The sequence below is a fragment of the Pseudomonas sp. KH_040 genome (assembly GCF_057839305.1).
Map to the genome: position 1 here is coordinate 4,732,952 of NZ_CM174487.1, position 21,347 is coordinate 4,754,298.

Sequence of the window (21,347 nt, forward strand, 5' to 3'; positions counted from 1 at the left end):
CCAGCTCCCACAGTGGGCTGTGGCGTTTTGAAGATCGAGAGAACACGATTGAACCCTGTGGGAGCTGGCTTGCCAGCGATGAGGCCAGTACTACCCCTAAAGAGCTATAGGCCAGAAACGCGGTACACCCGCTCCTCAAGTCGCGTCACGCCCGCCTGCAGGAACTTCCAGCTCTCGCCCAGCACATCCTGCTCCTCGAGCACTTGCACCTGCCAGGCATCCCCCAGCAACCGCTGCACCTCATCATCCCCCACCGCAAACGGCGGCCCCGGCATCTGCGCCTGATCGTAATCCAGCGTGATCAGCAACCCTTGTACACCTTGCGGGAGAATCCGCTGAAGATGCGCCGCATAACGCTCACGCATCGGCGCGGGCAAGGCAATCAGCGCGGCACGGTCGTATATCGCCGCGCAATCGGCCACATCACTCGCTGTCAGCGCAAAGAAATCCCCACACCACACCTCGATGGCGTCACCCCGATAGACCTTGAACGCGCCCTTCTCGCTGATCTGCGGCTGCACCTGATGTTCACTGAAAAAGTCCTCGATAGCCTTTTCCGACAATTCGATCCCGAGCACCTGATGACCGCGCCCTGCCAGCCACGCCAGATCCAGACTTTTCCCACACAAAGGCACGAGCACTCGCGCCGTTTCAGGTGCCGCCCAGTGCCGCTGCAGATAAGGGTTCACCTCGGGCAGATGGAAACCGATCTGGCCGGAAGCCCACTTCTTGTGCCAAAACTCAGGCTGCATGCATCACTCCCAATAATTCGATCAAAAAGCATCAAAACTTATATTAGATTTAGATCAATGATCTGACTGAAGATGAGGCCATCTTAACGCTCAGGAACCCATCATGTTTCCAAGCCTGTTTATTTCCCACGGTTCACCCATGCTCGCGCTGGAACCCGGCGCCAGTGGCCCGGCGCTGGCGCGTCTCGCAGCCGAATTACCGAAACCCAAAGCCATCGTGATTGTTTCTGCGCATTGGGAAAGCCACGAGTTGCTGGTCAGCAGTAACGCGCAACCGGAAACCTGGCACGACTTCGGCGGCTTTCCGCGTGCATTGTTTGAAGTGCAGTACCCGGCGCCGGGCAATCCGCAACTGGCTGCCGAAGTGGCTGATTTGCTGGCAGCCAACAACCTGACTGCCCGCCTCGACCCACAACGTCCATTCGATCATGGTGTTTGGGTGCCGTTGTCGCTGATGTACCCGCAGGCGGATATTCCAGTGGTGCAGGTTTCGCTGCCGAGTCGCGCGGGCCCGGCGCTGCAAACCCGGGTCGGCCGAGCGCTGGCGAGTCTGCGTGATCAGGGCATTCTGCTGATCGGCTCCGGCAGCATCACCCACAACCTGCGCGAACTGGACTGGCACGCCGGCCCGGAAAGTGTCGAGCCGTGGGCGCGAGATTTCCGTGACTGGGTGATCGAGAAGTTGGCGGCGGACGATGAGGCGGCGCTGCATGATTACCGCCAGCAGGCGCCGAATGCAGTGCGTAGCCATCCGAGTGATGAGCATTTGTTGCCGCTGTATTTTGCCCGGGGTGCGGGCGGTGAGTTCAGTGTGGCGCACAGGGGCTTCACGATGGGTGCGTTAGGGATGGACATCTATCGCTTTGGTTAAAAGCAAAAGATCGCAGCCTTCGGCAGCTCCTACATTTGGAATGCGTTCCCTCTGTAGGAGCTGCCGAAGGCTGCGATCTTTTGATCTTTCAGGCAGACAAAAAAAATCCCCGAACCAGTCGGGGATTTTTTATGTTCGATCAATCAGCCCAAGGGCGGATCAATCTTCGCGGTAGCGACGCAGTTTCAGCTGCTTACCGGCAACGCGAGTGTCCTTCAGTTTGGTCAGGAGTTTGTCCAGACCATCTTCCGGTAGCTCGACGAGGCTGAAGCTGTCACGCACCTGGATGCGACCGATCGCTTCACGGGCCAGACCGCCTTCGTTGAGGATGGCGCCCAGCAGGTTTTTCGCAGCGATACCATCACGCGCACCCAGCGCGGTACGGCAACGAGCACGGCCTTCGCCCAAAGGCATTGGCGCGCGACGCTCGCGGTCACCACGATCAGGACGATCACCGGTGCGCTCAGGACGGTCGCCACGCGGTGCGTTGTTCGGCACCAGTGGACGTTCCTTCTCGATCGCAGCCAGGTTCAGCGCTTGACCGTTGGTGGCTTTGCGCAGCAGCGCAGCAGCCAGAGCACGCGGAGTGCAGCCGATGTCTGCAGTCAGACGATCGAGCAGATCACCGTGAGTCGATTCGGCATCAGCGACCAGCGGCGACAGGCTGTTGGTCAGTTTCTTGATGCGTGCATCGAGAACAGCTTGAGCGTCCGGCAGGCGAACTTCGGCAACTTTCTGACCGGTTACACGCTCGATCACTTGCAGCATGCGGCGCTCACGTGGAGTCACCAGCAGCAGTGCACGACCTTCGCGACCGGCACGGCCGGTACGGCCGATACGGTGAACGTAGGACTCTGGGTCGTACGGCATGTCAACGTTGAACACGTGAGTGATGCGCGGAACGTCCAGACCACGAGCAGCAACGTCGGTCGCAACAACGATGTCCAGACGGCCATCTTTCAGCGAGTCGATCACGCGCTCACGCTGGTTCTGGGCGATGTCACCGTTCAGCGCCGCGGCTTTGTAGCCTTTGGCGTCGAGGGCGCTGGCCAGATCCAGGGTCGCTTGCTTGGTGCGCACGAACATGATCAGTGCGTCGAAGTCTTCCACTTCCAGCAAGCTGAGAACGGCCGAAGTCTTCTGGTCAGCGTGAACCAACAGGTGAGCCTGTTCGATCGCGGTAACGGTCTGGGTCTTGGTCTGGATCTTCACGTGTTGCGGATCGCGCAGATGGCGTTCGGCAATGGCGCGGATCGACTGCGGCAGGGTAGCCGAGAACAATACGGTCTGACGGGTAGGTGGCAGAGCCTTGAAGATGACTTCCAGGTCATCCATGAAGCCCAGTTTCAACATTTCGTCAGCTTCGTCGAGAACCAGGTGGTTCACGGTCGACAGCACTTTTTCGTCGCGACGCAGGTGGTCGCACAGACGGCCCGGAGTGGCGACAACGATCTGTGCACCATTACGGATTGCTTTCAGTTGCGGGCCCATCGGCGCGCCGCCGTAAACGGCCACAACAGTAACGCCCGGCATTTGCTTGGCGTAAGTTTCGAAAGCGGTTGCTACTTGCAGCGCCAACTCACGAGTTGGCGCCAGGATCAGGGCTTGCGGTTCGCGCTTGGCAGGATCGATGCGGTGCAGGATAGGCAGTGCGAACGCGGCGGTTTTACCGGTACCGGTTTGCGCCTGGCCAATCATGTCCTGGCCGGCCATGATGATCGGGATCGATTGCTGCTGAATCGCCGAAGGCTCTTCGTAGCCAGTCGCTGCGACGGCTGCAAGAATATTCGGGTTAAGATTAAAAGCGGCGAATCCGCCGGTTTCCTGGGTCATGGGTCTGCCTCTAAGTGCATCCGCAAAGACCCATGCTCCAAAGCTGCGCATGCCGTGTTGAGACTCAAGAGTCGCCCTGGCAGCTTTGTCGGCGGGGATTTGCGAAAACGAATGAATGAAAAAAAGAATCGTCCGGGAAGAGCCCGCAATGCGGACGTGCAGCCGAAGCTGACTTCGGGAAATTGCGCTACCTAAACGCGGCCCGGTTAAAGGCCGGCGCGCACTATACCGGATTTTGCCCAAAAAGGGAGCTTTTTTTATCGTCAAAATACCTGTGTCACCGCTGTGTAACGGGGTTTTGCGGATAATCGCGCCAAGGTCTATTTTTCAAAGGCCCGGCCCTGCGGGCGATGACGCTAAAACGATTCACCGACCTGCGGCATACCGTCGCTGCACCCGCCCTTCCCGCCCGAGGATTTCGCCATGAATCAGCCCTGCCCCGGCCGCGTCAGCCGTGAACGCCGTGGTCACGTCCACCTGATCGGCCTTGATCGAGCGGCCAAGCGCAATGCTTTCGACCTCGACCTGCTCAATGACCTGAGCCTGGCCTATGGCGAGTTCGAGGCCGACAGCGAGGCGCGGGTAGCGGTGGTGTTTGGACATGGCGAACACTTTACCGCTGGTCTGGATCTGGTGAATGCCAGCTCGGCTTTGGCCGAAGGTTGGCAGGTTCCGACCGGCGGTTGCGATCCGTGGGGTGTTTTCGTCGGGCCTCGGGTGAGCAAACCGGTGATTGTCGCCGCGCAAGGCTATTGCCTGACCATTGGGATCGAGTTGATGCTGGCCGCCGACATTAACCTGTGCGCGAGCAATACCCGTTTCGCGCAAATGGAAGTGCAGCGTGGGATTTTTCCTTTTGGTGGCGCGACTTTACGTTTTCCCCAGATGGCCGGCTGGGGGAATGCGATGCGCTGGTTGCTGACCGGGGATGAGTTCGATGCGCACGATGCGTTGCATTTGGGGTTGGTGCAGGAAGTGATGGCCAGTGAAGACCTTTTGCCGCGGGCGATTGAGTTGGCTGAGCGGATTGCCCGACAGGCGCCGTTGGGGGTGCAGGCGACGTTGCTGTCGGCGCGCCAGGCGCGGTATGAGGGTGAGACGGCGGCAGCGCAAGGGTTGCCGGCGCTGGTGAAGAAGTTGCTGGCCAGTGAGGATGCCAGGGAGGGGGTGCGCTCATTGGTGGAGCGGCGACCTGGCATATTCAAGGGGATCTGAGAATTATGTCGCCTGTCAGGGCGCCATCGCTGGCAAGCCAGCTCCCACAGTGACCGAGTCGTTCACACATTTTGCGTACGGCGCGAACCCTGTGGGAGCTGGCTTGCCAGCGATGGGGCCAGCACTGACGCCTCAGGTGGCCGGGCGAATACTGTTGATCAACGACTGCAACGAATACCCCAACTTCGGCGCCAGGGCTGCAGCCCGCGCAGTCAGCGCCTGCAGGTCCAGCTCCTGATCGAGATCCGCCGGCACAATCAGAATCACATTGCCCTCCTTCACCGGCAGCTCCCAGTAATGCCGGTGATAGAGCCCACGCAACAACGCCGCGCCCAGCGGCTTGCCGTCATCGGTGGCCCACTGATTGATCACCAGCCAGCCGCCCGGATTCAAACGCTTCTGACAGTCGCCAAGAAAACTCCAGGCCAGATGCCCGACGCCCGGCCCGACATCGGTGTACAGGTCGACGAAAATCAGATCCGCAGGCTCGGCGGTCGGCAGCAGTTCCAGCGCATCGCCAACGCGGATATACAAACGTGGATCATCATCCAGCCCAAGGTATTCGATCGCCAGACGTGGCACGTCCGGGCGCAACTCGATGGCTTCGACATCTTCCAGCGGCAGAAACTTGAGGCACGCCTGAGTCAGCGTCCCGGCACCGAGCCCGAGAAACAGCGCACTCTCCGGCTGCTCATGGCACAACGCGCCGATCAGCATCGCGCGGGTGTAATCGTATTCCAGCCAGCTCGGGTCTGCGGTGAACACGCAGCTCTGCTCGATCGCATCGCCGAACTCGAGAAAGCGGTAATCGGCCACTTCCAGCACGCGAATCACGCCGAACTCATCCTGTACTTCGGCGAGCAGATGCTCGACGCGCTCCTCAGTCATTTCGTCTCCTGATGGTCACCGGGCGCGGTGACGCGATGGCACCGCTGTGGGGCCGTGGCAAAGCGGCGATTGTCGGCGATGAGGCGGGAGCAGGTCACGCACTAATTGCTGCTACCATGGGCTTCCCGTGCGTAGAACCAATTAGAGACCGTGATGAGCCAACCGTGGAGCCCTGACAGCTGGCGCGCCCTGCCGATCCAGCAACAACCGCAATACCCCGACGCCGCGCACTTGCGCCAGGTCGAGCAAACCCTGGCCAGTTATCCGCCGCTGGTGTTTGCCGGTGAAGCGCGCGAACTGCGCCGGCAGTTTGCCGAAGTCACCCAGGGCCGGGCCTTCCTGTTGCAGGGCGGCGATTGTGCGGAAAGCTTTGCCGAGTTCTCCGCGGCGAAGATTCGCGACACCTTTAAAGTGTTGCTGCAAATGGCCATCGTCATGACTTTCGCCGCCGGTTGCCCGGTGGTCAAGGTCGGGCGCATGGCCGGTCAGTTCGCCAAGCCGCGCTCGGCCAACGACGAGACCATCGACGGTGTGACCCTGCCGGCTTATCGCGGCGACATCGTCAACGGCATCGGTTTCGACGAGAAAAACCGCGTGCCGGATCCGGAACGTCTGCTGCAGTCTTATCACCAGTCCACCGCGACGCTGAACCTGCTGCGCGCGTTCGCGCAGGGCGGTTTTGCCGACCTGCATCAGGTGCACAAGTGGAACCTCGACTTCATCGCCAACTCGGCGCTGGCCGAGAAATACAGCCATTTGGCCGACCGCATCGATGAAACCCTGGCATTCATGCGCGCCTGCGGCATGGACAGCTCGCCGCAACTGCGCGAAACCAGTTTCTTCACTGCCCACGAAGCGCTGCTGCTGAACTACGAAGAAGCCTTCGTGCGTCGCGACAGCCTGACCAACGATTACTACGATTGCTCGGCGCACATGCTGTGGATCGGCGACCGCACCCGCCAACTCGACGGCGCTCACGTCGAATTCCTCCGTGGCGTGAACAACCCGATCGGCGTGAAGGTCGGCCCGAGCATGAACCCGGATGATCTGATCCGTCTGATCGACGTGCTCAACCCGGATAACGATCCAGGTCGTCTGAACCTGATCGCACGGATGGGTGCGAACAAGGTTGGCGATCACCTGCCGGCGCTGATCCGCGCGGTGCAGCGTGAAGGCAAGCAGGTGCTGTGGAGTTCCGATCCGATGCACGGCAACACCATCAAGGCCAGCAGCGGCTACAAGACCCGCGACTTTGCGCAGATCCTCGGTGAAGTCAAACAGTTCTTCCAGGTGCACGAAGCGGAAGGCAGCTATGCCGGCGGCATTCACATCGAGATGACCGGGCAGAATGTCACTGAGTGCATTGGTGGCGCGCGGCCGATCACTGAAGACGGATTGTCGGACCGCTATCACACCCATTGTGATCCGCGGATGAATGCTGATCAGTCGCTGGAGTTGGCGTTTTTGATTGCCGAGACGCTGAAGCAGGTTCGCCGCTAAGATTCGACATCTTTATCGCTTTAACTGGCCTCATCGCTGGCAAGCCAGGCTCCCACAGTGATCGCGTCGTTCACAAAATATATGTACGACGCGGACACTGTGGGAGTCTGGCTTGCCAGCGATGGCGTAAGGTCAGTCGCACCCAATCTGTGCCAATGCCACCCGCAACCGCGCCGCACTCTCACGCAGACAATTGAGCTGCACCCGTTCCAGCCCCAACCAATCCGCCATCTGCCGCAAGTTCACCGCCAGCGCCAGCATCCCCTCCTCATCCAGCCCCGGCTCTTCCTCGTGCACCGCATGCACCGCCAACTGCCCCGCCGCCCGCTCGGCGCGTAAATCCACCCGCGCAGCAATCCTCTCGTTGTGCAAAAACGGCAACACGTAATAGCCGTAAACCCGCTTGTCCTGCGGCGTATAAATCTCCAGTCGATAACGGAAATCGAACAAGCGCTCAGTGCGGCTGCGCTCCCAGATCAACGAATCAAAAGGCGACAACAGCGCACTGGCCACAACCTTGCGCGGGACTTTCGGCTCCGGCAGGCAATAGGCGATTTGCCGCCAACCGGCAACTTCGCACATCTGCAGTTGCCCGGCCTCGACCAGTTCCGCCAGACGTGGACGGGCATCCGCCGGGTTCAGCCGAAAGTAATCACGCAGGTCTTTTTCAGTGCCGACGCCCAAGGCCTGTGCCGCGTGCAGCAGCAATCCCCGTTGCGCCTCCGCCTCGCCAGGTAAGGCTTGCTGGAGGATCGAAGAAGGAATGACGCGCTCCGGTAAATCATACAAACGCTCAAAACCGCGGCGGCCCGCCACTGTCACTTCACCGGCAGCAAACAACCATTCCAGCGCATGTTTTTCTGCGCTCCAGTCCCACCACGGCCCGGCCTTGTCTTCCCGGGTTGAAAGGCTGCCGGCGCCTAAGGCGCCCTGCTCCTCAACGGAACTCAACACCCGACGAACAACGTCCTGCTGCTCGCGACCGAATCTGGCCAGTTGCTGATAGATATCCTCGCCACGCCTGGCCCGCTGCATGCGCCAGCCCAGCAACGGATACATCGACAGCGGCAACAATGAGGCTTCGTGCCCCCAGTATTCGAACAACGAACGACGACGCCCGGAACTCCAGGCAGCCTGGTCGAGCAAATCGGAAGAATAGGGACCGAGACGGGAGAACAGCGGCAGGTAGTGCGAGCGCACCACAGCATTGACGGAGTCGATTTGCAGCACGCCCAGCCGTTCGATCAGCCGGTGAACGTGAGCGGCTTTGACAGTCGGCGGCTGGCGCCCGTTGAATCCTTGGGCAGCCAGCGCCAGTCGTCGCGCCTGTTTGAGGGAAAAGGATACTGTTGCGGGCATGAGCATCTCCTTGTCTGCTCGCAACCTACCCCACTTGAAGCTGGTTTGTGTAGCGCTCTGCTCATCATTTATGCAGCGGGTCATTTATGCATCGGATCATCCCAGAACGGCCGCACGGCTTCGTGTTCAACGTCGGCACGACTCACCCCGATGTCCTTCAACGCTTCGTCACTCAGACTGGCCAGCAACTCGCGTTCACGGTGCAGTTCGTACCAGCGGCTAAACTTGTGCAGCAGGTCGGAAACGATATGGCCGTGGCCGGAAAATTTTGATTCGTCTACATACTCTCTTTGACCTTTCATCGTGTTGCCCTCCATGTGGATGGCTCAAGTCTCGCGCCGGCGCTAAGATCAATCCAACGAATGTTTCTGATGGCATGCATCACGGAGATTCATCAATTGTCGGCCTACCCCAGTATCGATACCGATGTCCTGCGCACCTTCGTCGCCATTGCGGATCAGGGCGGTTTCACCCGCGCCGGCGAAATGGTCAACCGCACACAGTCGGCGGTGAGCATGCAGATGAAGCGTCTGGAAGAAGACGTATTGCAGCGGCAGTTGTTCGAGCGCGACGGACGCCAGGTGCGCCTGACCGCCGAGGGCCAGGTGCTGCTCGGTTACGCGCGGCGCATCCTCAAGTTGCACAGTGAGGTGTTCAACACATTGCGTGAGCCACATATGGTCGGCACGGTGCGCATCGGTACGCCGGACGATTATGTGATGCGGTTTCTGCCGGGGATCCTGTCGCGGTTCGCGCAGTTCTATCCGCTGATCCAGATCGAAGTGCACTGCGAATCGACCAAGCAGCTGCTGCAACGCACTGATCTGGACCTGTCGATCGTCACCCGCGAACCGGGCAACGAGATCGGCCAGTTGCTGCGCAAGGAGCGTTTCGTCTGGGCCGAGGCGCAGAATTTCAGCGCCCACGAACAGACGCCGCTGCCCTTGGCGATGTTCAACAGCGATTGTTTCTGCCGTTTGTGGGCGTGTAATGCCCTGGATGCGATGGGCCGCGAATACCGCATCGCTTACAACAGCACCAGTCTGTCGGCGCTGATGGCCGTGGTCAGCGCGGGTCTGGCGATCACCGCGCAACTGGAAAGCCTGATCACCCCGGACATGCGTATCCTCGGCGCCGCCGAGGATCTGCCACTGCTGCCCGAGGCCAGCATCATGCTGATCCGCAACCTGAACAATCCGTCGCCGATCACCGAGTGCCTGGCCGAGCACATCGTCGAAGGCTTCAAACTTTAAACGCGAGCATCACCGCACACAGCACCAGGAAACCGCAGAACAGCCCGCGCAGGAGTTTTTCCGGCATGGCGTGGGCGACTTTCACGCCCCAACTGATGCTGGCCAGACCACCGATGGCCAGCGGCAGGCCGATCATCCAGTCCACTTCGTGGTGTACCGCGTAAGTCACCAGGGTCACGCCGGTGCTTGGCAAGGCCAGCGCCAGCGACAAGCCTTGAGCAACCACTTGCGTGGTGCCGAACAAGCTGGTCAGCACCGGCGTTGCCACCACCGCACCGCCGACACCGAATAAACCGCCCATGGTCCCGGACGCCGCGCCAAGCACGCCAAGCCACGGCCAGGAATAGCGCATTTCGGACGTCGCAGCAGGTTGCTTGCCGAACATCTTCAACAAGTTGTAGATCGAGAGCACCACCAGGAACGCGACAAAGCCGATGCGCATGGTTTGCGCATCAATGCCCACTGCCCAGATCGAACCGATCCAGGCAAAGCAAAAGCCCATCACCGCCAAGGGCAGCGCATGTCGCAGTTCGATGCGATTGCGCTGGTGATAACGCCACAGCGCCAGCATCACGTTCGGCACTACCATGACCAGCGCCGTGCCTTGGGCGATCTGCTGATCGAGACCAAACCAGACGCCAAGCAACGGGATAGCGATCAAGCCGCCGCCGATGCCGAAGATACCGCCAAGTGTGCCAAGGGCGGCGCCGAACAACAGGTACAACACAAACTCCATCACAGCCAATTCCTCTTACGTCAGGTGACTCATCCTACGCAGTCGCGGCTGGCGGGGAAACGCATAGCAACGCACAATGGCTATGCCGATTTCGCACAAGCATTTAGCCGATATGAACCCTAATCAATTGACCGATCAACTCGGGCTGTTTCTCGATGTGCTGGAAAGTGGCAGTTTTTCCGCCGCTTCACGTCGTCATCCGCTGACACCGTCGGCCGTCGCGCGACGGATCGACAGCCTGGAAAGCGCCGTCGGCAGCCAGTTGTTTATTCGAAGCACCCACGCCGTACGAGCAACACCCGCCGGCCTGGCGTTTGCCGAACGCGCCCGGCGAATTGTCGCCGAGTTGCAACTGGCCCGGGCCGAAGCCGTGTCCCTGAGCAGCGCGCCGGAAGGTCTGATCCGCATTGACGCCCCCGCCGCGTTTGGACGCCGGCATCTGGCGCCAGTGATCGCTGACTTTCTCGTGCTCTACCCCGGACTGGATGTGCAATTGCACCTGATCGACAGTTTCGTCGACATGGGCGGCTCGAACCTGGGCAAAGTCGATCTGGTGCTGCGCGCCGGGCAAATGGCCGATACGCGACTGGTGGCCACGCCACTGGCGAGCATGGTGCGCATTGCCTGCGCCAGCGCCGAGTATCTCCAGCGTCGTGGGGTGCCAAGCGTTCCTGCGCAGTTGCATGAACACGATGGTCTCGACTGGGAGGGGCTCGCTCCGCCCTTCGCCTGGCGCTTCGAACACGACGGGCAAATGCAATTGCATCGCCCGGGCCGTATCCGCATGAGCGCCAACAATGCCGAAGCCCTGGTCTGCGGCGCTTTGGCTGGCTTGGGCATCGCCCATCTGCCGACGTGGCTGGCCAGCGAATACCTGTTGCGCGGCGAACTGCTGCCGTTGTTCTGCGAAAACGGTCTGCCGATGCCGGAGTCCACCGGCATCTACGCTCTGCGCATGGAACAACAAACCAACTCGCGCAGCCGCCTGCTTCTGGAGTATCTCAAGACCCGTTTCAGTCCAGTGCCTCCGTGGGATCTGGCCCTACAGAGGGATCTGGGTCGACACTAGCACTGGAGAATTATCTGGCGCATTAAAGATTCGAGCGCTAGATTCATGTCCATCACCGATCAAGGCTTTGACATGACTTCCGAACGCGACACCTGTGATGACCTGCTGCTGGATAACCAGGCCTGCTTCGCCCTGCATTCCACCTCGTTGATGATGACCAAGGTCTACAAGCCGCTGCTGCAAGCGCTTGGCCTGACCTATCCGCAGTACCTGGCGATGATGGTGTTGTGGGAGAAGGATGGTTTGACCGTCGGAGAAATCAGCACTCGGTTGCTGACCGATCCGGGCTCGCTGACGCCACTGCTCAAACGCCTGGAAGGCGAAGGTTTGCTCAGCCGCACGCGCAGTCGAGAAGATGAGCGCGTAGTGATCGTCGAACTGACCGAGCAAGGCCGCGCGTTGCAAGAAAAAGCCCAGACCGTTCCACAATGCATCCTTGGCGCCAGCGGCTTTTCTCTGGAACGTCTGCAACACCTGCAAGCGGAGTTGCAGGCACTGCGCAGCCATCTACAAGAAAGCCTGATCTGACCCAACACTGTCCCCTGCGGGAGCGAGCCTGCTCGCGAATGCGATCTGTCAGCCAACTGATTTGTTGAGTGAGACATCCCATTCGCGAGCAGGCTCGCTCCCACATTGATTTCGTCGCCAGCAAAATATTTTCAACAACTGATCTGCAGCACAAACCGCTCTAAATCAAGGCTTATAGACCCTCTCTCATCCCCCCCCTTAGTCGAAGCGCGGATTTCTCAAAAATATATCTTGCGCACTAAATATTCACGCGATACATTTATCTCGCAGTTACTTAGAGCGCAAACAATTAGCGCAACACATCGCACTCAACGAGGCTCACACCATGCAAACTCTCTACACCGCAATCGCAACCTCCACTGGCGGCCGTGATGGTCGTGCGATCTCCAGCGACAACATTCTCGACGTCAAACTCGCTACCCCGAAAGAACTCGGCGGTGCCGGTGGCGCAGCGACCAACCCAGAGCAACTGTTCGCAGCCGGCTATTCGGCCTGCTTTATCGGTGCGCTGAAATTCGTTGCCAGTCAGACCAAACGCAAAATCCCTGACGACGCCTCGATCACCGCCCACGTCGGTATCGGCCAGATTCCTGGCGGCTTCGGTCTGGACATCGACCTGCACATCAGCCTGCCGGGCCTGGAACAAGCCGACGCACAAGCGCTGATCGACGCTGCTCACCAGGTCTGCCCGTACTCCAACGCCACCCGTGGCAACGTCGATGTGCGTCTGCACGTCACCGTTTGAAGCCATACGCAAATTCCAATGTAGGAGTGAGCCTGCTCGCGATAGCGGTTGAGTCAATCAATGTAGATGTCGACTGGAATGACGCTATCGCGAGCAGGCTCACTCCTACAGGGGATCCTGCGGTGTGACACATATCGCAGGCACAAAAAAGCCCGACTCAATGGTCGGGCTTTTTCTTTCCGCAAAAACCGATGCTTATTTAGCACGGCCTTTGTAGGAACCGCCTTCGCGGGTGTCGATTTCGATCTTGTCACCGATTTCGATGAAGTCAGCAACTTGCAGCTCAGTACCGTTGGCCAGCTTGGCTGGCTTCATGACTTTGCCGGAAGTGTCGCCACGCGCCGAACCTTCGGTGTAGTCAACTACGCGCACGATAGTGGTCGGCAGCTCTACGGAAACCAGACGCTCTTCGAAGAAGATCGCTTCGCAAACATCGGTCATGCCTTCTTCAACGAAAGGCAGAACAGCTTCGATGTCTTCAGCGTTCAGCTCGTACATGGTGTAGTCAGTGGTGTCCATGAACGTGTAGGTGTCGCCGCTGATGAAGGACAGGGTCGCTTCTTTGCGGTCGAGGATTACGTCGTCCAGTTTGTCGTCAGCGCTGTAAACGATCTCGGTCTTGTAACCGGTCAGCAGGTTTTTCAGCTTGGTTTTCATGATCGCGCTGTTACGGCCCGATTTGGTGAATTCAGCTTTCTGAACCAGCCAAGGATCGTTCTCGAGACGGATCACGGTACCGGGTTTCAGTTCTTTACCAGTTTTCATTGCGAATATCCGAATTTGGATGGGATTTACAAAAATCTAGGCCGCGTATCATATCCAATTTAGGTAAAACTGTACCAGCGCTGCGGCAAGATCAGCCTGCAAGCCTTGTTCCAGACACCATTTTTCAGCATTTTCCTGCAGTTCCGGCCAGTGTTTGCGGGTCGCAAGCCAATGTTCACCGATCGGTTGACTGGCACTCCACGCCCGCCACAGACCGTTCATCGCCTCAGCGGCGCCCGGCGACAAGCCTTTTGTGTAGAGCGCAAGGAAGGCATCGAGCTTGTCCAGATGGATGTCTTCGTCCTGCTGATAGATGTGCCAGAGCATCGGCCGCGCCGCCCATTGCGCCCGCACGAACGAGTCCTCACCACGCACCGCGTTGAAATCACAGCACCAGAGCAAGTGATCATATTGATCCTGTCGGACGAACGGCAGCACCTGCACAGTGAGCGACTGACGCACATGAATCGCACCAACCGCAAGGTTTTCCACCTTGAGCCAGTGCGCCACATCGCCAAGAATCCGCCCTTCCGGCACCAGCAGATGAGTCGGTGCAGCGTCCGCCGCCAAAACGTCCAGCCAACTGGCCAACCCGGCATTCTCGTAGGCAAACAGCGAGATCAGCTGAGCGCCAGGCGCACGATCGATGCCGAGATCTTGGAGGAATTGGCGCTGAGCCTCGGCATCCTGCTGAAATTGCCGACGCTGATCGAGCAATCCTCGCTCTCGCAACAATCCGCCAGTGCCCGGCTGGAATCCCGGAAAGAAGAAGAATTTCTGCACCGTTTTGTATTTGACCGACGGCAATCCATGGCAACCGATCACCCAGTCTTCGGCGCTGAGATAATCAAGGTTCATCCACAGTGGCGGCTGCTCGCGCGCAGCCATCGCGTCCATGTAGTCAGTGGGCAGCTGACAGGCAAATGCGGCGATCACGACATCGGCGGCGTCAGCGTGCGACCACTCGGCCGGCCAGTGTCGCACTTCGACGCCATGCTGCCATTGCTGTGCCTGGTCGATATCGATCTCGGGGCAGATACGTTCAAACGCACGCAGATCATCGACCCATAAACGCACCGGCAAACCATGCTCAGCCACCAATTGCCTGGCCAGACGCCAGGTCACGCCGATGTCGCCAAAGTTGTCGACCACGGTGCAGAAAATATCCCAGCGGGGTTTTAATTCCGGCATTCAAGACTCCCGTTGGCAAAAGCAGCGATTGTCCGCATAAATGACCTCGCGCAGAAGAGCCGACGGCGATTAATCTTCGTGCGACAATCGCCACTTGCCCGTCATCATCCGCCAGGAGGCTGCCATGCCCTATCGCCCCAATCCGCGTCGCCCGTTGCCTGTTCAGCTAAGTGCGCTGCATTTGACCGGCAGCATTGCCTTGGGCATGTGGCTGGGCTTTCTCGCCATTGCGCTGACCTGTTGGCTGCTGTCGCATTTTGTCTTCAAAGAGCAATTGGTACCGGTGGCTCAAGCGGTGCAGCAACTGGCCAATCCGCCCGCCGTGCAGGTGCAGCCGGACATTCCGCCGCAGAGCCCGCTGTTCGACCAGTACGAAGAAAACCTGCGCAAGAATGAACAGCAGGCTCGACTCGATCAAGCGCGCAGCAGTTCGCGAAATCAGTCGAACCCGAAATGCCAGTTCTGGCTGCAGCAGGATCAGACGGCTCCAAGCGAGAAAAGCCGCGCCAACGTTTTGCAATTCTGCGATTGATCATGAACAAACACAGCGTCCACCAACTGATTCTCGACAAGCTGCGCGTTGACCTCGACATCGCCGAACGCGCCGCACAAACCGCTTACGAAACCGCAACCCACGAAGAAAACATCGCCGAAAACAAGTACGACACGCTGGGTCTCGAGGCGTCGTATCTGGCGGCCGGACAGGCGAAACGTGTCGAAGAAATTCGCCATTCATTGGCGCTGTGCCAGAACCTGACTCTGCGTGCCTACGATGAAAATCGTGGCATCGAGGTCGGCGCCCTGCTCGGTCTGGAAGACGAAAAGGGTCGCGAGCAATGGCTGTTTCTGGCACCGGATGCGGCAGGTCTGAAAGTCGACGTGGTCGGTCAGCCGATTACCGTCATCACCCCGCGCTCGCCGCTGGGCAAAAGTCTGCTGGGCAAGCTAGAAGGTGATGAGGTGGAGATACTGGTGGCGGGCACCCGGCAACAGTTTGCTGTCACCGAGGTGCTCTGATTCAACGGATCAGTGAACCGGCAGTTCGACGCCGTCGAACAGTTCTTCCAGTTCCTGCTTGTTGTGGCACTGAATGGCTTTGGCCATCACTTCGCGGGTCAGGTGCGGGGCAAACTTCTCGATGAAGTCGCACATGAAACCACGCAGGAAGGTGCCGCGACGGAAACCGATCTTGGTGATGCTCGATTCGAACAGTTCGCTGGCATCCAGCACCACCAAATCATTATCGAGCTTGGTGTCGACGGCCATTTTCGCCACGATGCCCACGCCCAGGCCCAGGCGCACGTAAGTTTTGATCACGTCGGCGTCGGCAGCCGTGAACACCACTTTCGGCGTCAGGCCACGATGGCTGAAAGCTTCGTCGAGTTTCGACCGGCCGGTGAAACCGAACACGTAAGTCACGATCGGGTATTCGGCCAAGGCTTCGAGGGTCAGCTTCGGCAGCTTGGTCAGCGGGTGGCCCTGCGGCACGACCACGCAGCGGTTCCAGCGGTAGCAAGGCATCATCACCAGGTCGCCGAAGAGCTCCAGCGCTTCGGTGGCGATGGCAAAATCCACAGTGCCGTCAGCGGCCATTTCGGCGATCTGCATCGGCGACCCCTGGTGCATGTGCAGCGCCACGTCGGGGTATTGCTTGATGAAATTACTGATCACCGGCGGCAGTGCGTAACGTGCCTGGGTGTGGGTGGTGGCGATCGACAGGGTGCCTTTTTTCTCGTTGGAGAATTCCTGGGCGATCTGCTTGATGCTTTCGACCTTGCGCAGAATCTCACCGGCGGTGGTGATGATGCGCTCGCCGGCCGGGGTCACGCGGGTCAGGTGCTTGCCGCTGCGGGCAAACACTTCGACGCCAAGTTCGTCTTCCAGCAGGCGGATTTGTTTACTGATGCCCGGTTGCGAGGTGTAAAGGCTTTGGGCTGTAGCGGAAACGTTGAGGTCGTGGTGCGCCACTTCCCAGATGTAGCGCAATTGTTGAAGCTTCATATGAATCCCTCAAAGCAGGTAGACGCCACGGGCATCAGCGACGGTATATAACTATATTAATGGTTTGAATAATAAATCTAGAACTTTTTTATCAAAGCGCCATTATTCCTGCCTCAGCGATCCTCCCGCCGCCGACGCTCCACCAACGGCACCAGATAAACCGGCACCTTGGCCAATTGCAGGACCCGCGCCGCCGTGCGCCCCAACGGCGTTTCCGCGCCCACCCCGTGGCTGTGACTGCCGACGATCAGCAGATCGACAGAGAGTTTCTGCACCTGGTCGAGAATCACTTGCGACGGATCGCCCTGCAGCACGCGCACCGCGCGAATGCGCTGCAGATCCTGCTCGCCTTCATCTCCCAGTTCTTCGCGAAAACTTTCCAGCACCCGCTGCTCGATATTGGCGATGACAGTTTTCAGACCCTGGCTGTGAAATTCGTTCAATGCCTGCTCGTCGAGATAGCTCTGCAACACCGATTCGGCAAACAGCCCCATCGGCTCCACCGCGTGCACCACGTACAAATCGGCATTGAATGTTCGCGCCAGCGCCAAGGCATGCTGCATCACTAACGGTGCGTACAGACCGAGGTCAGTGGCATACAGCATCGAACGAATCATATGACCTCCTCGCGTGCCAACATGGCGGAGATTTGATTCAGCTTAGCAGTGCCTTGGCGAGTACGACGTGCGACGCAACGTCTTGAAGCACGTAGGCTTTAGACCGACGGTTCGTTACTGATGCCGTGCGGTACGTGGCCGGTGGCAACGACTTCGCGGGCGAGTTCGCAGTGGCCGGCCTGATCGTCGAAAAACACGTCGGCAGCAAACGCTTCAAGGAACGCCGACTTGGTCAGGCCGCCGAGGAACAGGGATTCGTCGAGGCGGATGTCCCACTCGCGCAAGGTGCGGATCACCCGCTCATGGGCCGGCGCCGAACGCGCGGTGACCAGCGCCGTGCGGATCGGGCAATCGTCATCGGGAAACTCGCGCTGCAACAGATTGAGCGCTGCCAGAAAACCTTTGAACGGCCCGCCGCGCAAAGGCTCGCGGGCGGCTTCACGCTCCTTGGCCTGAAACGCTTCCAATCCGCCGGATTGATAGACGCGCTCCGACTCATCGGAAAAGATCACCGCGTCGCCGTCGAAGGCGATGCGCAATTCGTCGCTGGCCGCGCGGCTGGCGCCACCGGACAGAATGGTTGCAGCAGCGAATCCGGCATCCAGCGCGGCGCGCACATCTTCGGCATGAGTCGACAGAAACAGGTCGCAACCGAACGCTTTCAAATACGGATACGGACTGCGCCCGCCGACGAACGCCGCGCGGGAAATCGCCAGACCGTAATGGTGAATCGAGTTGAACACGCGCAGTCCGGTGTCGGCGCTGTTGCGCGAGACCAGAATCACCTCGACCCGTGCTCGTCCGAGGCGACTGTTCAGGCTCAGGAGTTTTTCCACCAGCGGGAAGGCGTCGCCGGGCGCAAGAATTTCGTCTTCGTGCTCGATCTGATATTGCCGATAGGCTTCGACCCCGCTCGACAGATAGACCTTGTGGCTCTCGCTCAGGTCGAACAAGGCGCGCGACGAAATCGCCAGCACCAGTTTGTCATCGATGTTCTTGGCCATGCCTTCCCCCAGGGCGACCGGCTTAAACGTTGCGCCGGTCGATAAAACTTAAATTGCGATACAACGCTTCGATGCGCGGCAGCTCACAGCCCGCCGCTTTCGCCGCTGCCAATGGCCGAGCGTAGATCGCTTGCAGCTCCAGCGGGCGCTTGTGTGAAAAGTCGTGGTACATGCTCGGCCAGTAGTCGGGCATTTTCTCGGTCATCATGAACAGATAGTCGGCGTATCCCGGCGGCACGTCATGGCCGCAGGCCTTGGCGCCCTGCACCACTTCGGCCATCAACGCCTGAATCAACGCGCGACTGTCGGCATCGGCCATCAGCGGTGTGGTGCTGGCGCCGAGCAGAACCGAAAGTCCGTTATAAGGAATATTCCACACCAGTTTCTGCCAGCGCGCCTGTTGCAGATTGGGCATCGCCTGGGAATCGATTCCGGCAGCGCGGAACAACCCGGCCCCCTCCTCGACGATCGCCATAGGTGCGACGTCATCACTGGCCGGACCGCTGTGATAACCGACGTTCACCGCGCCCAAGGCTTGATGGGTGACTTGTCCAGGTCCCTCACGATGCACGCAGATCAGGCACAAACCGCCCAGCAGGTGAAGAGAATCGGGAAGCAGTTCACGCAGGCTGTCCTCGACGTCGAGACCGTTTTGCAGGACCAGCACTTTCGCATCGGGTTTGGCCGCTTGAATGATTGAAGGCGCGAGGCCGGCGATGCTGGTGGTTTTCGCTCCCACCAACAGCCAGTCGCATTTGGGCATGTCTTCGGCCGACGAATAGGCCTGCGCCGGATGCAACGTCAGCGGGCCATGCACCGCGCTGTTGATGTGCAAGCCGCGCTCGGCCACCGCTGAAAACTCGCTGCGCAACAGGAAGTGCACATCGAAACCGGCGCGCGCCAGCATCACACCGTAAAACCCCCCGATTGCACCGGTACCGATAATCCCTACGACCGGTTTATTCACTGCCCCCATCATGGCAACTCCTCTGCAATTCGACCCAGTGCCTGCGCCAGCGCCGCGTTCAGCGCATCGGCCGTCAGGCGCGTGTGCAATGCCCCAAAGAACTCACCGTCGCGCACCACAAACAGCGCCGGCAAATGAAAGACCTGATAGCGCTCCACCAACCCGCCGTTGTCGCCGGCATCGATCCAGCACAACTGATCGATTGCCAGATCGAGTCCCGGCAACACCTCGCGGGCATAACGGCAACTGGCGCAGCCGACGCTGGTGAAAATCACCAGCGAAACGCCGCTCATCGCCAATAGCCGTTGGTCGGCGTCGAAATCGGTCAGTTCGGATTCGACCACTATACTGGGGGAAACAATGTCAAATGGCCGACACAGGGAGTCTGTGCTCATGGGACGTTTCATTCCTCATCCGGACGAGGTGCCGGTTGAATTAACCTTGCTCAAGCCTGAGTGTATTTCCAGGCAACAGCTGCACACTATCAGCCTCGGCGGCATCGCTTGCAATTACCACCGTGCCTGGCGCCATGGCACCGCCCTGCAAGTACGCATGCCGACACTGAATGCCGACATCTGTTATCCGGGCTATGTAGCGTGGTGCCTGCGACGCAAAAAAGGCTATCTGGTGGGCATCGCGTTCACCGATGAGCAGACGCTGTTCAGTGCGCGAATGGGTGAGCAAGTGTGTCAGATCGAGCGCTATTGCCGCATGCACGACACCCACGATGACCTGCAAGAAATTCAGGCAGTGGCCCTGCAATGGGTCGAGCAACACGCCGACGAGTTCTCCCACGACAGCGTGCGCAAGGCTTTTGCGCAGCCAGCGCTGGACTAAAGCACCTTTTGCCCATTGTCTAGCAGGCGCTTTACGCGCTAAGGTTCCGCTCCCCGACGCGCTTAAATCTGCTGTGCTCCGCCGCGCGGGGATCGCTGGCGGCCGGCACCCGTGACCTGACGAGTAAACGATGGCTGATTTACCGATCAACGACCTAAACGTCGCCTCTAACGAGACCCTGATCACTCCCGATCAGCTCAAGCGTGATATCCCTCTGAGCGATGCTGCCCTGCGCACCGTCACCAAGGGTCGCGAAGTCATTCGCAACATTCTTGATGGCACCGACCACCGTCTGTTCGTAGTGATCGGCCCGTGCTCGATCCACGATATCAAGGCTGCCCACGAATACGCCGATCGCCTCAAGGTGCTGGCTGCGGAAGTTTCCGACACCCTGTATCTGGTCATGCGCGTATATTTCGAGAAGCCACGCACCACCGTCGGCTGGAAAGGCCTGATCAACGATCCGTACCTGGATGACTCGTTCAAGATTCAGGACGGTCTGCACATCGGTCGTCAGTTGCTGCTGGATCTGGCCGAAAAAGGCCTGCCAACCGCGACCGAAGCCCTCGACCCGATCTCCCCGCAATATCTGCAGGACCTGATCAGCTGGTCGGCCATCGGCGCGCGTACCACCGAATCGCAGACTCACCGCGAAATGGCTTCCGGCCTGTCCTCGGCAGTCGGCTTCAAGAACGGCACTGACGGCGGTCTGACTGTGGCGATCAACGCCTTGCAGTCGGTGTCCAGCCCGCACCGTTTCCTTGGCATCAACCAGGAAGGTGGCGTGTCGATCGTCACCACCAAAGGCAACGCCTACGGTCACGTGGTGCTGCGCGGCGGCAACGGCAAGCCGAACTATGATTCGGTCAGCGTGGCCCTGTGCGAGCAGGCGCTGAACAAGGCGAAGATCAAGCCGAACATCATGGTCGATTGCAGCCACGCCAACTCCAACAAGGACCCGGCCCTGCAACCGCTGGTGATGGAAAACGTCGCCAACCAGATCCTCGAAGGCAATCAATCGATCATCGGCCTGATGGTCGAGAGTCACTTGAACTGGGGTTGCCAGGCAATTCCAAAAGACCTCGCCGACCTGCAATACGGCGTGTCGATCACCGATGCGTGCATCGACTGGTCCGCCACCGAGAACACCCTGCGCAGCATGCACGCCAAGCTCAAGGATGTTCTGCCGAAACGCCAGCGCAGCTGATACGCGTTT

General features: G+C 59.4%; 24 protein-coding genes. 11 read left to right on the plus strand and 13 right to left on the minus strand.

Annotation, left to right across the window (positions count from 1 at the left end):
- Positions 1 to 104: 104 nt before the first annotated feature.
- The gene (locus AC3IUF_RS20985; RefSeq protein ID WP_447786564.1) at positions 105 to 752 is read right to left on the minus strand and encodes a thiopurine S-methyltransferase; all 648 of its coding nucleotides are present in this window, start codon (positions 750 to 752) and stop codon (positions 105 to 107) included.
- A gap of 103 nt (positions 753 to 855) precedes the next feature.
- Between AC3IUF_RS20985 and AC3IUF_RS20990 the strand changes: the two genes are divergently transcribed.
- Positions 856 to 1,623, plus strand: coding sequence for a DODA-type extradiol aromatic ring-opening family dioxygenase (locus tag AC3IUF_RS20990; protein ID WP_489279210.1), 768 nt, complete (start codon positions 856 to 858; stop codon positions 1,621 to 1,623).
- Positions 1,624 to 1,782: 159 nt separating this feature from the next.
- Here AC3IUF_RS20990 and AC3IUF_RS20995 read toward each other — a convergent pair whose 3' ends face one another.
- A complete protein-coding gene (locus AC3IUF_RS20995; protein WP_007908612.1) occupies positions 1,783 to 3,456 on the minus strand; it encodes a DEAD/DEAH box helicase in 1,674 nt (557 codons plus the stop codon).
- Between the two features lie 423 nt (positions 3,457 to 3,879).
- On the opposite strand from AC3IUF_RS20995, the gene AC3IUF_RS21000 reads away from it, so the two are divergent.
- Positions 3,880 to 4,671 (plus strand): crotonase/enoyl-CoA hydratase family protein, encoded by a 792-nt coding sequence (locus AC3IUF_RS21000; protein WP_007908610.1) that lies wholly within the window; start codon positions 3,880 to 3,882, stop codon positions 4,669 to 4,671.
- A 132-nt stretch (positions 4,672 to 4,803) separates the two neighbouring features.
- On the opposite strand, the gene AC3IUF_RS21005 is transcribed toward AC3IUF_RS21000, so the two are convergent.
- Positions 4,804 to 5,559, minus strand: coding sequence for a spermidine synthase (locus AC3IUF_RS21005; protein WP_489279213.1), 756 nt, complete (start codon positions 5,557 to 5,559; stop codon positions 4,804 to 4,806).
- 153 nt (positions 5,560 to 5,712) lie between these two features.
- Between AC3IUF_RS21005 and AC3IUF_RS21010 the strand changes: the two genes are divergently transcribed.
- Positions 5,713 to 7,059, plus strand: coding sequence for a class II 3-deoxy-7-phosphoheptulonate synthase (locus tag AC3IUF_RS21010; protein WP_489279215.1), 1,347 nt, complete (start codon positions 5,713 to 5,715; stop codon positions 7,057 to 7,059).
- 132 nt (positions 7,060 to 7,191) lie between these two features.
- On the opposite strand, the gene AC3IUF_RS21015 is transcribed toward AC3IUF_RS21010, so the two are convergent.
- Entirely contained in the window at positions 7,192 to 8,418 is a 1,227-nt protein-coding gene (locus tag AC3IUF_RS21015; RefSeq protein ID WP_489279217.1) for a winged helix-turn-helix domain-containing protein, read from the minus strand.
- 80 nt (positions 8,419 to 8,498) lie between these two features.
- The gene (locus AC3IUF_RS21020; RefSeq protein ID WP_007908607.1) at positions 8,499 to 8,720 is read right to left on the minus strand and encodes a DUF1127 domain-containing protein; all 222 of its coding nucleotides are present in this window, start codon (positions 8,718 to 8,720) and stop codon (positions 8,499 to 8,501) included.
- Between the two features lie 96 nt (positions 8,721 to 8,816).
- Between AC3IUF_RS21020 and AC3IUF_RS21025 the strand changes: the two genes are divergently transcribed.
- A complete protein-coding gene (locus tag AC3IUF_RS21025) occupies positions 8,817 to 9,671 on the plus strand; it encodes a LysR substrate-binding domain-containing protein (protein ID WP_007908606.1) in 855 nt (284 codons plus the stop codon).
- Here AC3IUF_RS21025 and AC3IUF_RS21030 read toward each other — a convergent pair.
- Positions 9,661 to 10,407: a sulfite exporter TauE/SafE family protein gene (locus tag AC3IUF_RS21030; protein WP_038364277.1), complete on the minus strand. Its 747-nt coding sequence runs from the start codon at positions 10,405 to 10,407 to the stop codon at positions 9,661 to 9,663. The genes AC3IUF_RS21025 and AC3IUF_RS21030 overlap by 11 nt on opposite strands.
- 112 nt (positions 10,408 to 10,519) lie before the next feature.
- Between AC3IUF_RS21030 and AC3IUF_RS21035 the strand changes: the two genes are divergently transcribed.
- From AC3IUF_RS21035 to AC3IUF_RS21045, 3 genes are all read left to right on the plus strand, one after another.
- Positions 10,520 to 11,476, plus strand: a complete 957-nt coding sequence (locus AC3IUF_RS21035) for a LysR family transcriptional regulator (RefSeq protein ID WP_042705017.1) — start codon at positions 10,520 to 10,522, stop codon at positions 11,474 to 11,476.
- Positions 11,477 to 11,548: 72 nt separating this feature from the next.
- Positions 11,549 to 12,004 (plus strand): MarR family winged helix-turn-helix transcriptional regulator, encoded by a 456-nt coding sequence (locus AC3IUF_RS21040; RefSeq protein WP_177321068.1) that lies wholly within the window; start codon positions 11,549 to 11,551, stop codon positions 12,002 to 12,004.
- A 325-nt stretch (positions 12,005 to 12,329) separates the two neighbouring features.
- Complete coding sequence (locus AC3IUF_RS21045; protein WP_489279220.1) at positions 12,330 to 12,749, plus strand: organic hydroperoxide resistance protein; 420 nt, start codon at positions 12,330 to 12,332, stop codon at positions 12,747 to 12,749.
- A 195-nt stretch (positions 12,750 to 12,944) separates the two neighbouring features.
- On the opposite strand, the gene AC3IUF_RS21050 is transcribed toward AC3IUF_RS21045, so the two are convergent.
- Together AC3IUF_RS21050 and earP are read right to left on the minus strand one after the other, a co-directional pair.
- A complete protein-coding gene (locus AC3IUF_RS21050) occupies positions 12,945 to 13,514 on the minus strand; it encodes an elongation factor P (protein ID WP_007908599.1) in 570 nt (189 codons plus the stop codon).
- Between the two features lie 48 nt (positions 13,515 to 13,562).
- Positions 13,563 to 14,705 carry an elongation factor P maturation arginine rhamnosyltransferase EarP gene (gene earP / locus AC3IUF_RS21055; RefSeq protein WP_489279222.1) on the minus strand — a complete coding sequence of 381 codons (1,143 nt, stop codon included), beginning with the start codon at positions 14,703 to 14,705 and terminating at the stop codon, positions 13,563 to 13,565.
- A gap of 124 nt (positions 14,706 to 14,829) precedes the next feature.
- On the opposite strand from earP, the gene AC3IUF_RS21060 reads away from it, so the two are divergent.
- Both AC3IUF_RS21060 and AC3IUF_RS21065 read left to right on the plus strand, forming a co-directional pair.
- Entirely contained in the window at positions 14,830 to 15,237 is a 408-nt protein-coding gene (locus AC3IUF_RS21060; RefSeq protein ID WP_007908595.1) for a hypothetical protein, read from the plus strand.
- A gap of 2 nt (positions 15,238 to 15,239) precedes the next feature.
- Positions 15,240 to 15,722 carry a GreA/GreB family elongation factor gene (locus tag AC3IUF_RS21065; RefSeq protein WP_007908593.1) on the plus strand — a complete coding sequence of 161 codons (483 nt, stop codon included), beginning with the start codon at positions 15,240 to 15,242 and terminating at the stop codon, positions 15,720 to 15,722.
- Between the two features lie 9 nt (positions 15,723 to 15,731).
- On the opposite strand, the gene cysB is transcribed toward AC3IUF_RS21065, so the two are convergent.
- From cysB to AC3IUF_RS21090, 5 genes are all read right to left on the minus strand, one after another.
- Complete coding sequence (gene cysB / locus AC3IUF_RS21070) at positions 15,732 to 16,706, minus strand: HTH-type transcriptional regulator CysB (RefSeq protein WP_007908591.1); 975 nt, start codon at positions 16,704 to 16,706, stop codon at positions 15,732 to 15,734.
- A gap of 113 nt (positions 16,707 to 16,819) precedes the next feature.
- Positions 16,820 to 17,323, minus strand: a complete 504-nt coding sequence (locus AC3IUF_RS21075) for a universal stress protein (RefSeq protein ID WP_007908589.1) — start codon at positions 17,321 to 17,323, stop codon at positions 16,820 to 16,822.
- A 98-nt stretch (positions 17,324 to 17,421) separates the two neighbouring features.
- Positions 17,422 to 18,327 (minus strand): 5'-nucleotidase, encoded by a 906-nt coding sequence (locus tag AC3IUF_RS21080; RefSeq protein WP_007908587.1) that lies wholly within the window; start codon positions 18,325 to 18,327, stop codon positions 17,422 to 17,424.
- 22 nt (positions 18,328 to 18,349) lie between these two features.
- Complete coding sequence (locus tag AC3IUF_RS21085; RefSeq protein ID WP_489279223.1) at positions 18,350 to 19,306, minus strand: putative 2-dehydropantoate 2-reductase; 957 nt, start codon at positions 19,304 to 19,306, stop codon at positions 18,350 to 18,352.
- The gene (locus AC3IUF_RS21090) at positions 19,303 to 19,689 is read right to left on the minus strand and encodes a YbbN family protein (RefSeq protein ID WP_042705015.1); all 387 of its coding nucleotides are present in this window, start codon (positions 19,687 to 19,689) and stop codon (positions 19,303 to 19,305) included. Before AC3IUF_RS21090 ends, AC3IUF_RS21085 begins: the two co-directional genes overlap by 4 nt.
- Between AC3IUF_RS21090 and AC3IUF_RS21095 the strand changes: the two genes are divergently transcribed.
- Positions 19,688 to 20,131, plus strand: coding sequence for a PilZ domain-containing protein (locus AC3IUF_RS21095; RefSeq protein ID WP_007908584.1), 444 nt, complete (start codon positions 19,688 to 19,690; stop codon positions 20,129 to 20,131). The two genes, AC3IUF_RS21090 and AC3IUF_RS21095, sit on opposite strands and share 2 nt — an antisense overlap.
- Before the next feature lie 130 nt (positions 20,132 to 20,261).
- On the plus strand, positions 20,262 to 21,338 hold the full coding sequence (locus tag AC3IUF_RS21100) for a 3-deoxy-7-phosphoheptulonate synthase (protein ID WP_007908583.1): 1,077 nt from the start codon (positions 20,262 to 20,264) through the stop codon (positions 21,336 to 21,338).
- The last annotated feature ends 9 nt before the right edge of the window (positions 21,339 to 21,347 follow it).

What these genes read in the sequence shown, in the direction of transcription:
- AC3IUF_RS21050 (WP_007908599.1), bottom strand. Translation starts at nt 13,514, where the DNA reads ATGAAAACTGGTAAAGAACTGAAACCCGGTACCGTGATCCGTCTCGAG.
- AC3IUF_RS21035 (WP_042705017.1), top strand. Translation starts at nt 10,520, where the DNA reads ATGAACCCTAATCAATTGACCGATCAACTCGGGCTGTTTCTCGATGTG.
- AC3IUF_RS21045 (WP_489279220.1), top strand. Translation starts at nt 12,330, where the DNA reads ATGCAAACTCTCTACACCGCAATCGCAACCTCCACTGGCGGCCGTGAT.
- AC3IUF_RS21065 (WP_007908593.1), top strand. Translation starts at nt 15,240, where the DNA reads ATGAACAAACACAGCGTCCACCAACTGATTCTCGACAAGCTGCGCGTT.
- AC3IUF_RS21080 (WP_007908587.1), bottom strand. Translation starts at nt 18,327, where the DNA reads ATGGCCAAGAACATCGATGACAAACTGGTGCTGGCGATTTCGTCGCGC.
- AC3IUF_RS21015 (WP_489279217.1), bottom strand. Translation starts at nt 8,418, where the DNA reads ATGCCCGCAACAGTATCCTTTTCCCTCAAACAGGCGCGACGACTGGCG.
- AC3IUF_RS21010 (WP_489279215.1), top strand. Translation starts at nt 5,713, where the DNA reads ATGAGCCAACCGTGGAGCCCTGACAGCTGGCGCGCCCTGCCGATCCAG.
- AC3IUF_RS21000 (WP_007908610.1), top strand. Translation starts at nt 3,880, where the DNA reads ATGAATCAGCCCTGCCCCGGCCGCGTCAGCCGTGAACGCCGTGGTCAC.
- AC3IUF_RS20995 (WP_007908612.1), bottom strand. Translation starts at nt 3,456, where the DNA reads ATGACCCAGGAAACCGGCGGATTCGCCGCTTTTAATCTTAACCCGAAT.
- AC3IUF_RS21005 (WP_489279213.1), bottom strand. Translation starts at nt 5,559, where the DNA reads ATGACTGAGGAGCGCGTCGAGCATCTGCTCGCCGAAGTACAGGATGAG.
- AC3IUF_RS21060 (WP_007908595.1), top strand. Translation starts at nt 14,830, where the DNA reads ATGCCCTATCGCCCCAATCCGCGTCGCCCGTTGCCTGTTCAGCTAAGT.
- AC3IUF_RS20990 (WP_489279210.1), top strand. Translation starts at nt 856, where the DNA reads ATGTTTCCAAGCCTGTTTATTTCCCACGGTTCACCCATGCTCGCGCTG.
- AC3IUF_RS21020 (WP_007908607.1), bottom strand. Translation starts at nt 8,720, where the DNA reads ATGAAAGGTCAAAGAGAGTATGTAGACGAATCAAAATTTTCCGGCCAC.
- AC3IUF_RS21085 (WP_489279223.1), bottom strand. Translation starts at nt 19,306, where the DNA reads ATGATGGGGGCAGTGAATAAACCGGTCGTAGGGATTATCGGTACCGGT.
- AC3IUF_RS21040 (WP_177321068.1), top strand. Translation starts at nt 11,549, where the DNA reads ATGACTTCCGAACGCGACACCTGTGATGACCTGCTGCTGGATAACCAG.
- earP (WP_489279222.1), bottom strand. Translation starts at nt 14,705, where the DNA reads ATGCCGGAATTAAAACCCCGCTGGGATATTTTCTGCACCGTGGTCGAC.
- cysB (WP_007908591.1), bottom strand. Translation starts at nt 16,706, where the DNA reads ATGAAGCTTCAACAATTGCGCTACATCTGGGAAGTGGCGCACCACGAC.
- AC3IUF_RS21090 (WP_042705015.1), bottom strand. Translation starts at nt 19,689, where the DNA reads ATGAGCACAGACTCCCTGTGTCGGCCATTTGACATTGTTTCCCCCAGT.
- AC3IUF_RS21100 (WP_007908583.1), top strand. Translation starts at nt 20,262, where the DNA reads ATGGCTGATTTACCGATCAACGACCTAAACGTCGCCTCTAACGAGACC.
- AC3IUF_RS21030 (WP_038364277.1), bottom strand. Translation starts at nt 10,407, where the DNA reads ATGGAGTTTGTGTTGTACCTGTTGTTCGGCGCCGCCCTTGGCACACTT.
- AC3IUF_RS20985 (WP_447786564.1), bottom strand. Translation starts at nt 752, where the DNA reads ATGCAGCCTGAGTTTTGGCACAAGAAGTGGGCTTCCGGCCAGATCGGT.
- AC3IUF_RS21095 (WP_007908584.1), top strand. Translation starts at nt 19,688, where the DNA reads ATGGGACGTTTCATTCCTCATCCGGACGAGGTGCCGGTTGAATTAACC.
- AC3IUF_RS21075 (WP_007908589.1), bottom strand. Translation starts at nt 17,323, where the DNA reads ATGATTCGTTCGATGCTGTATGCCACTGACCTCGGTCTGTACGCACCG.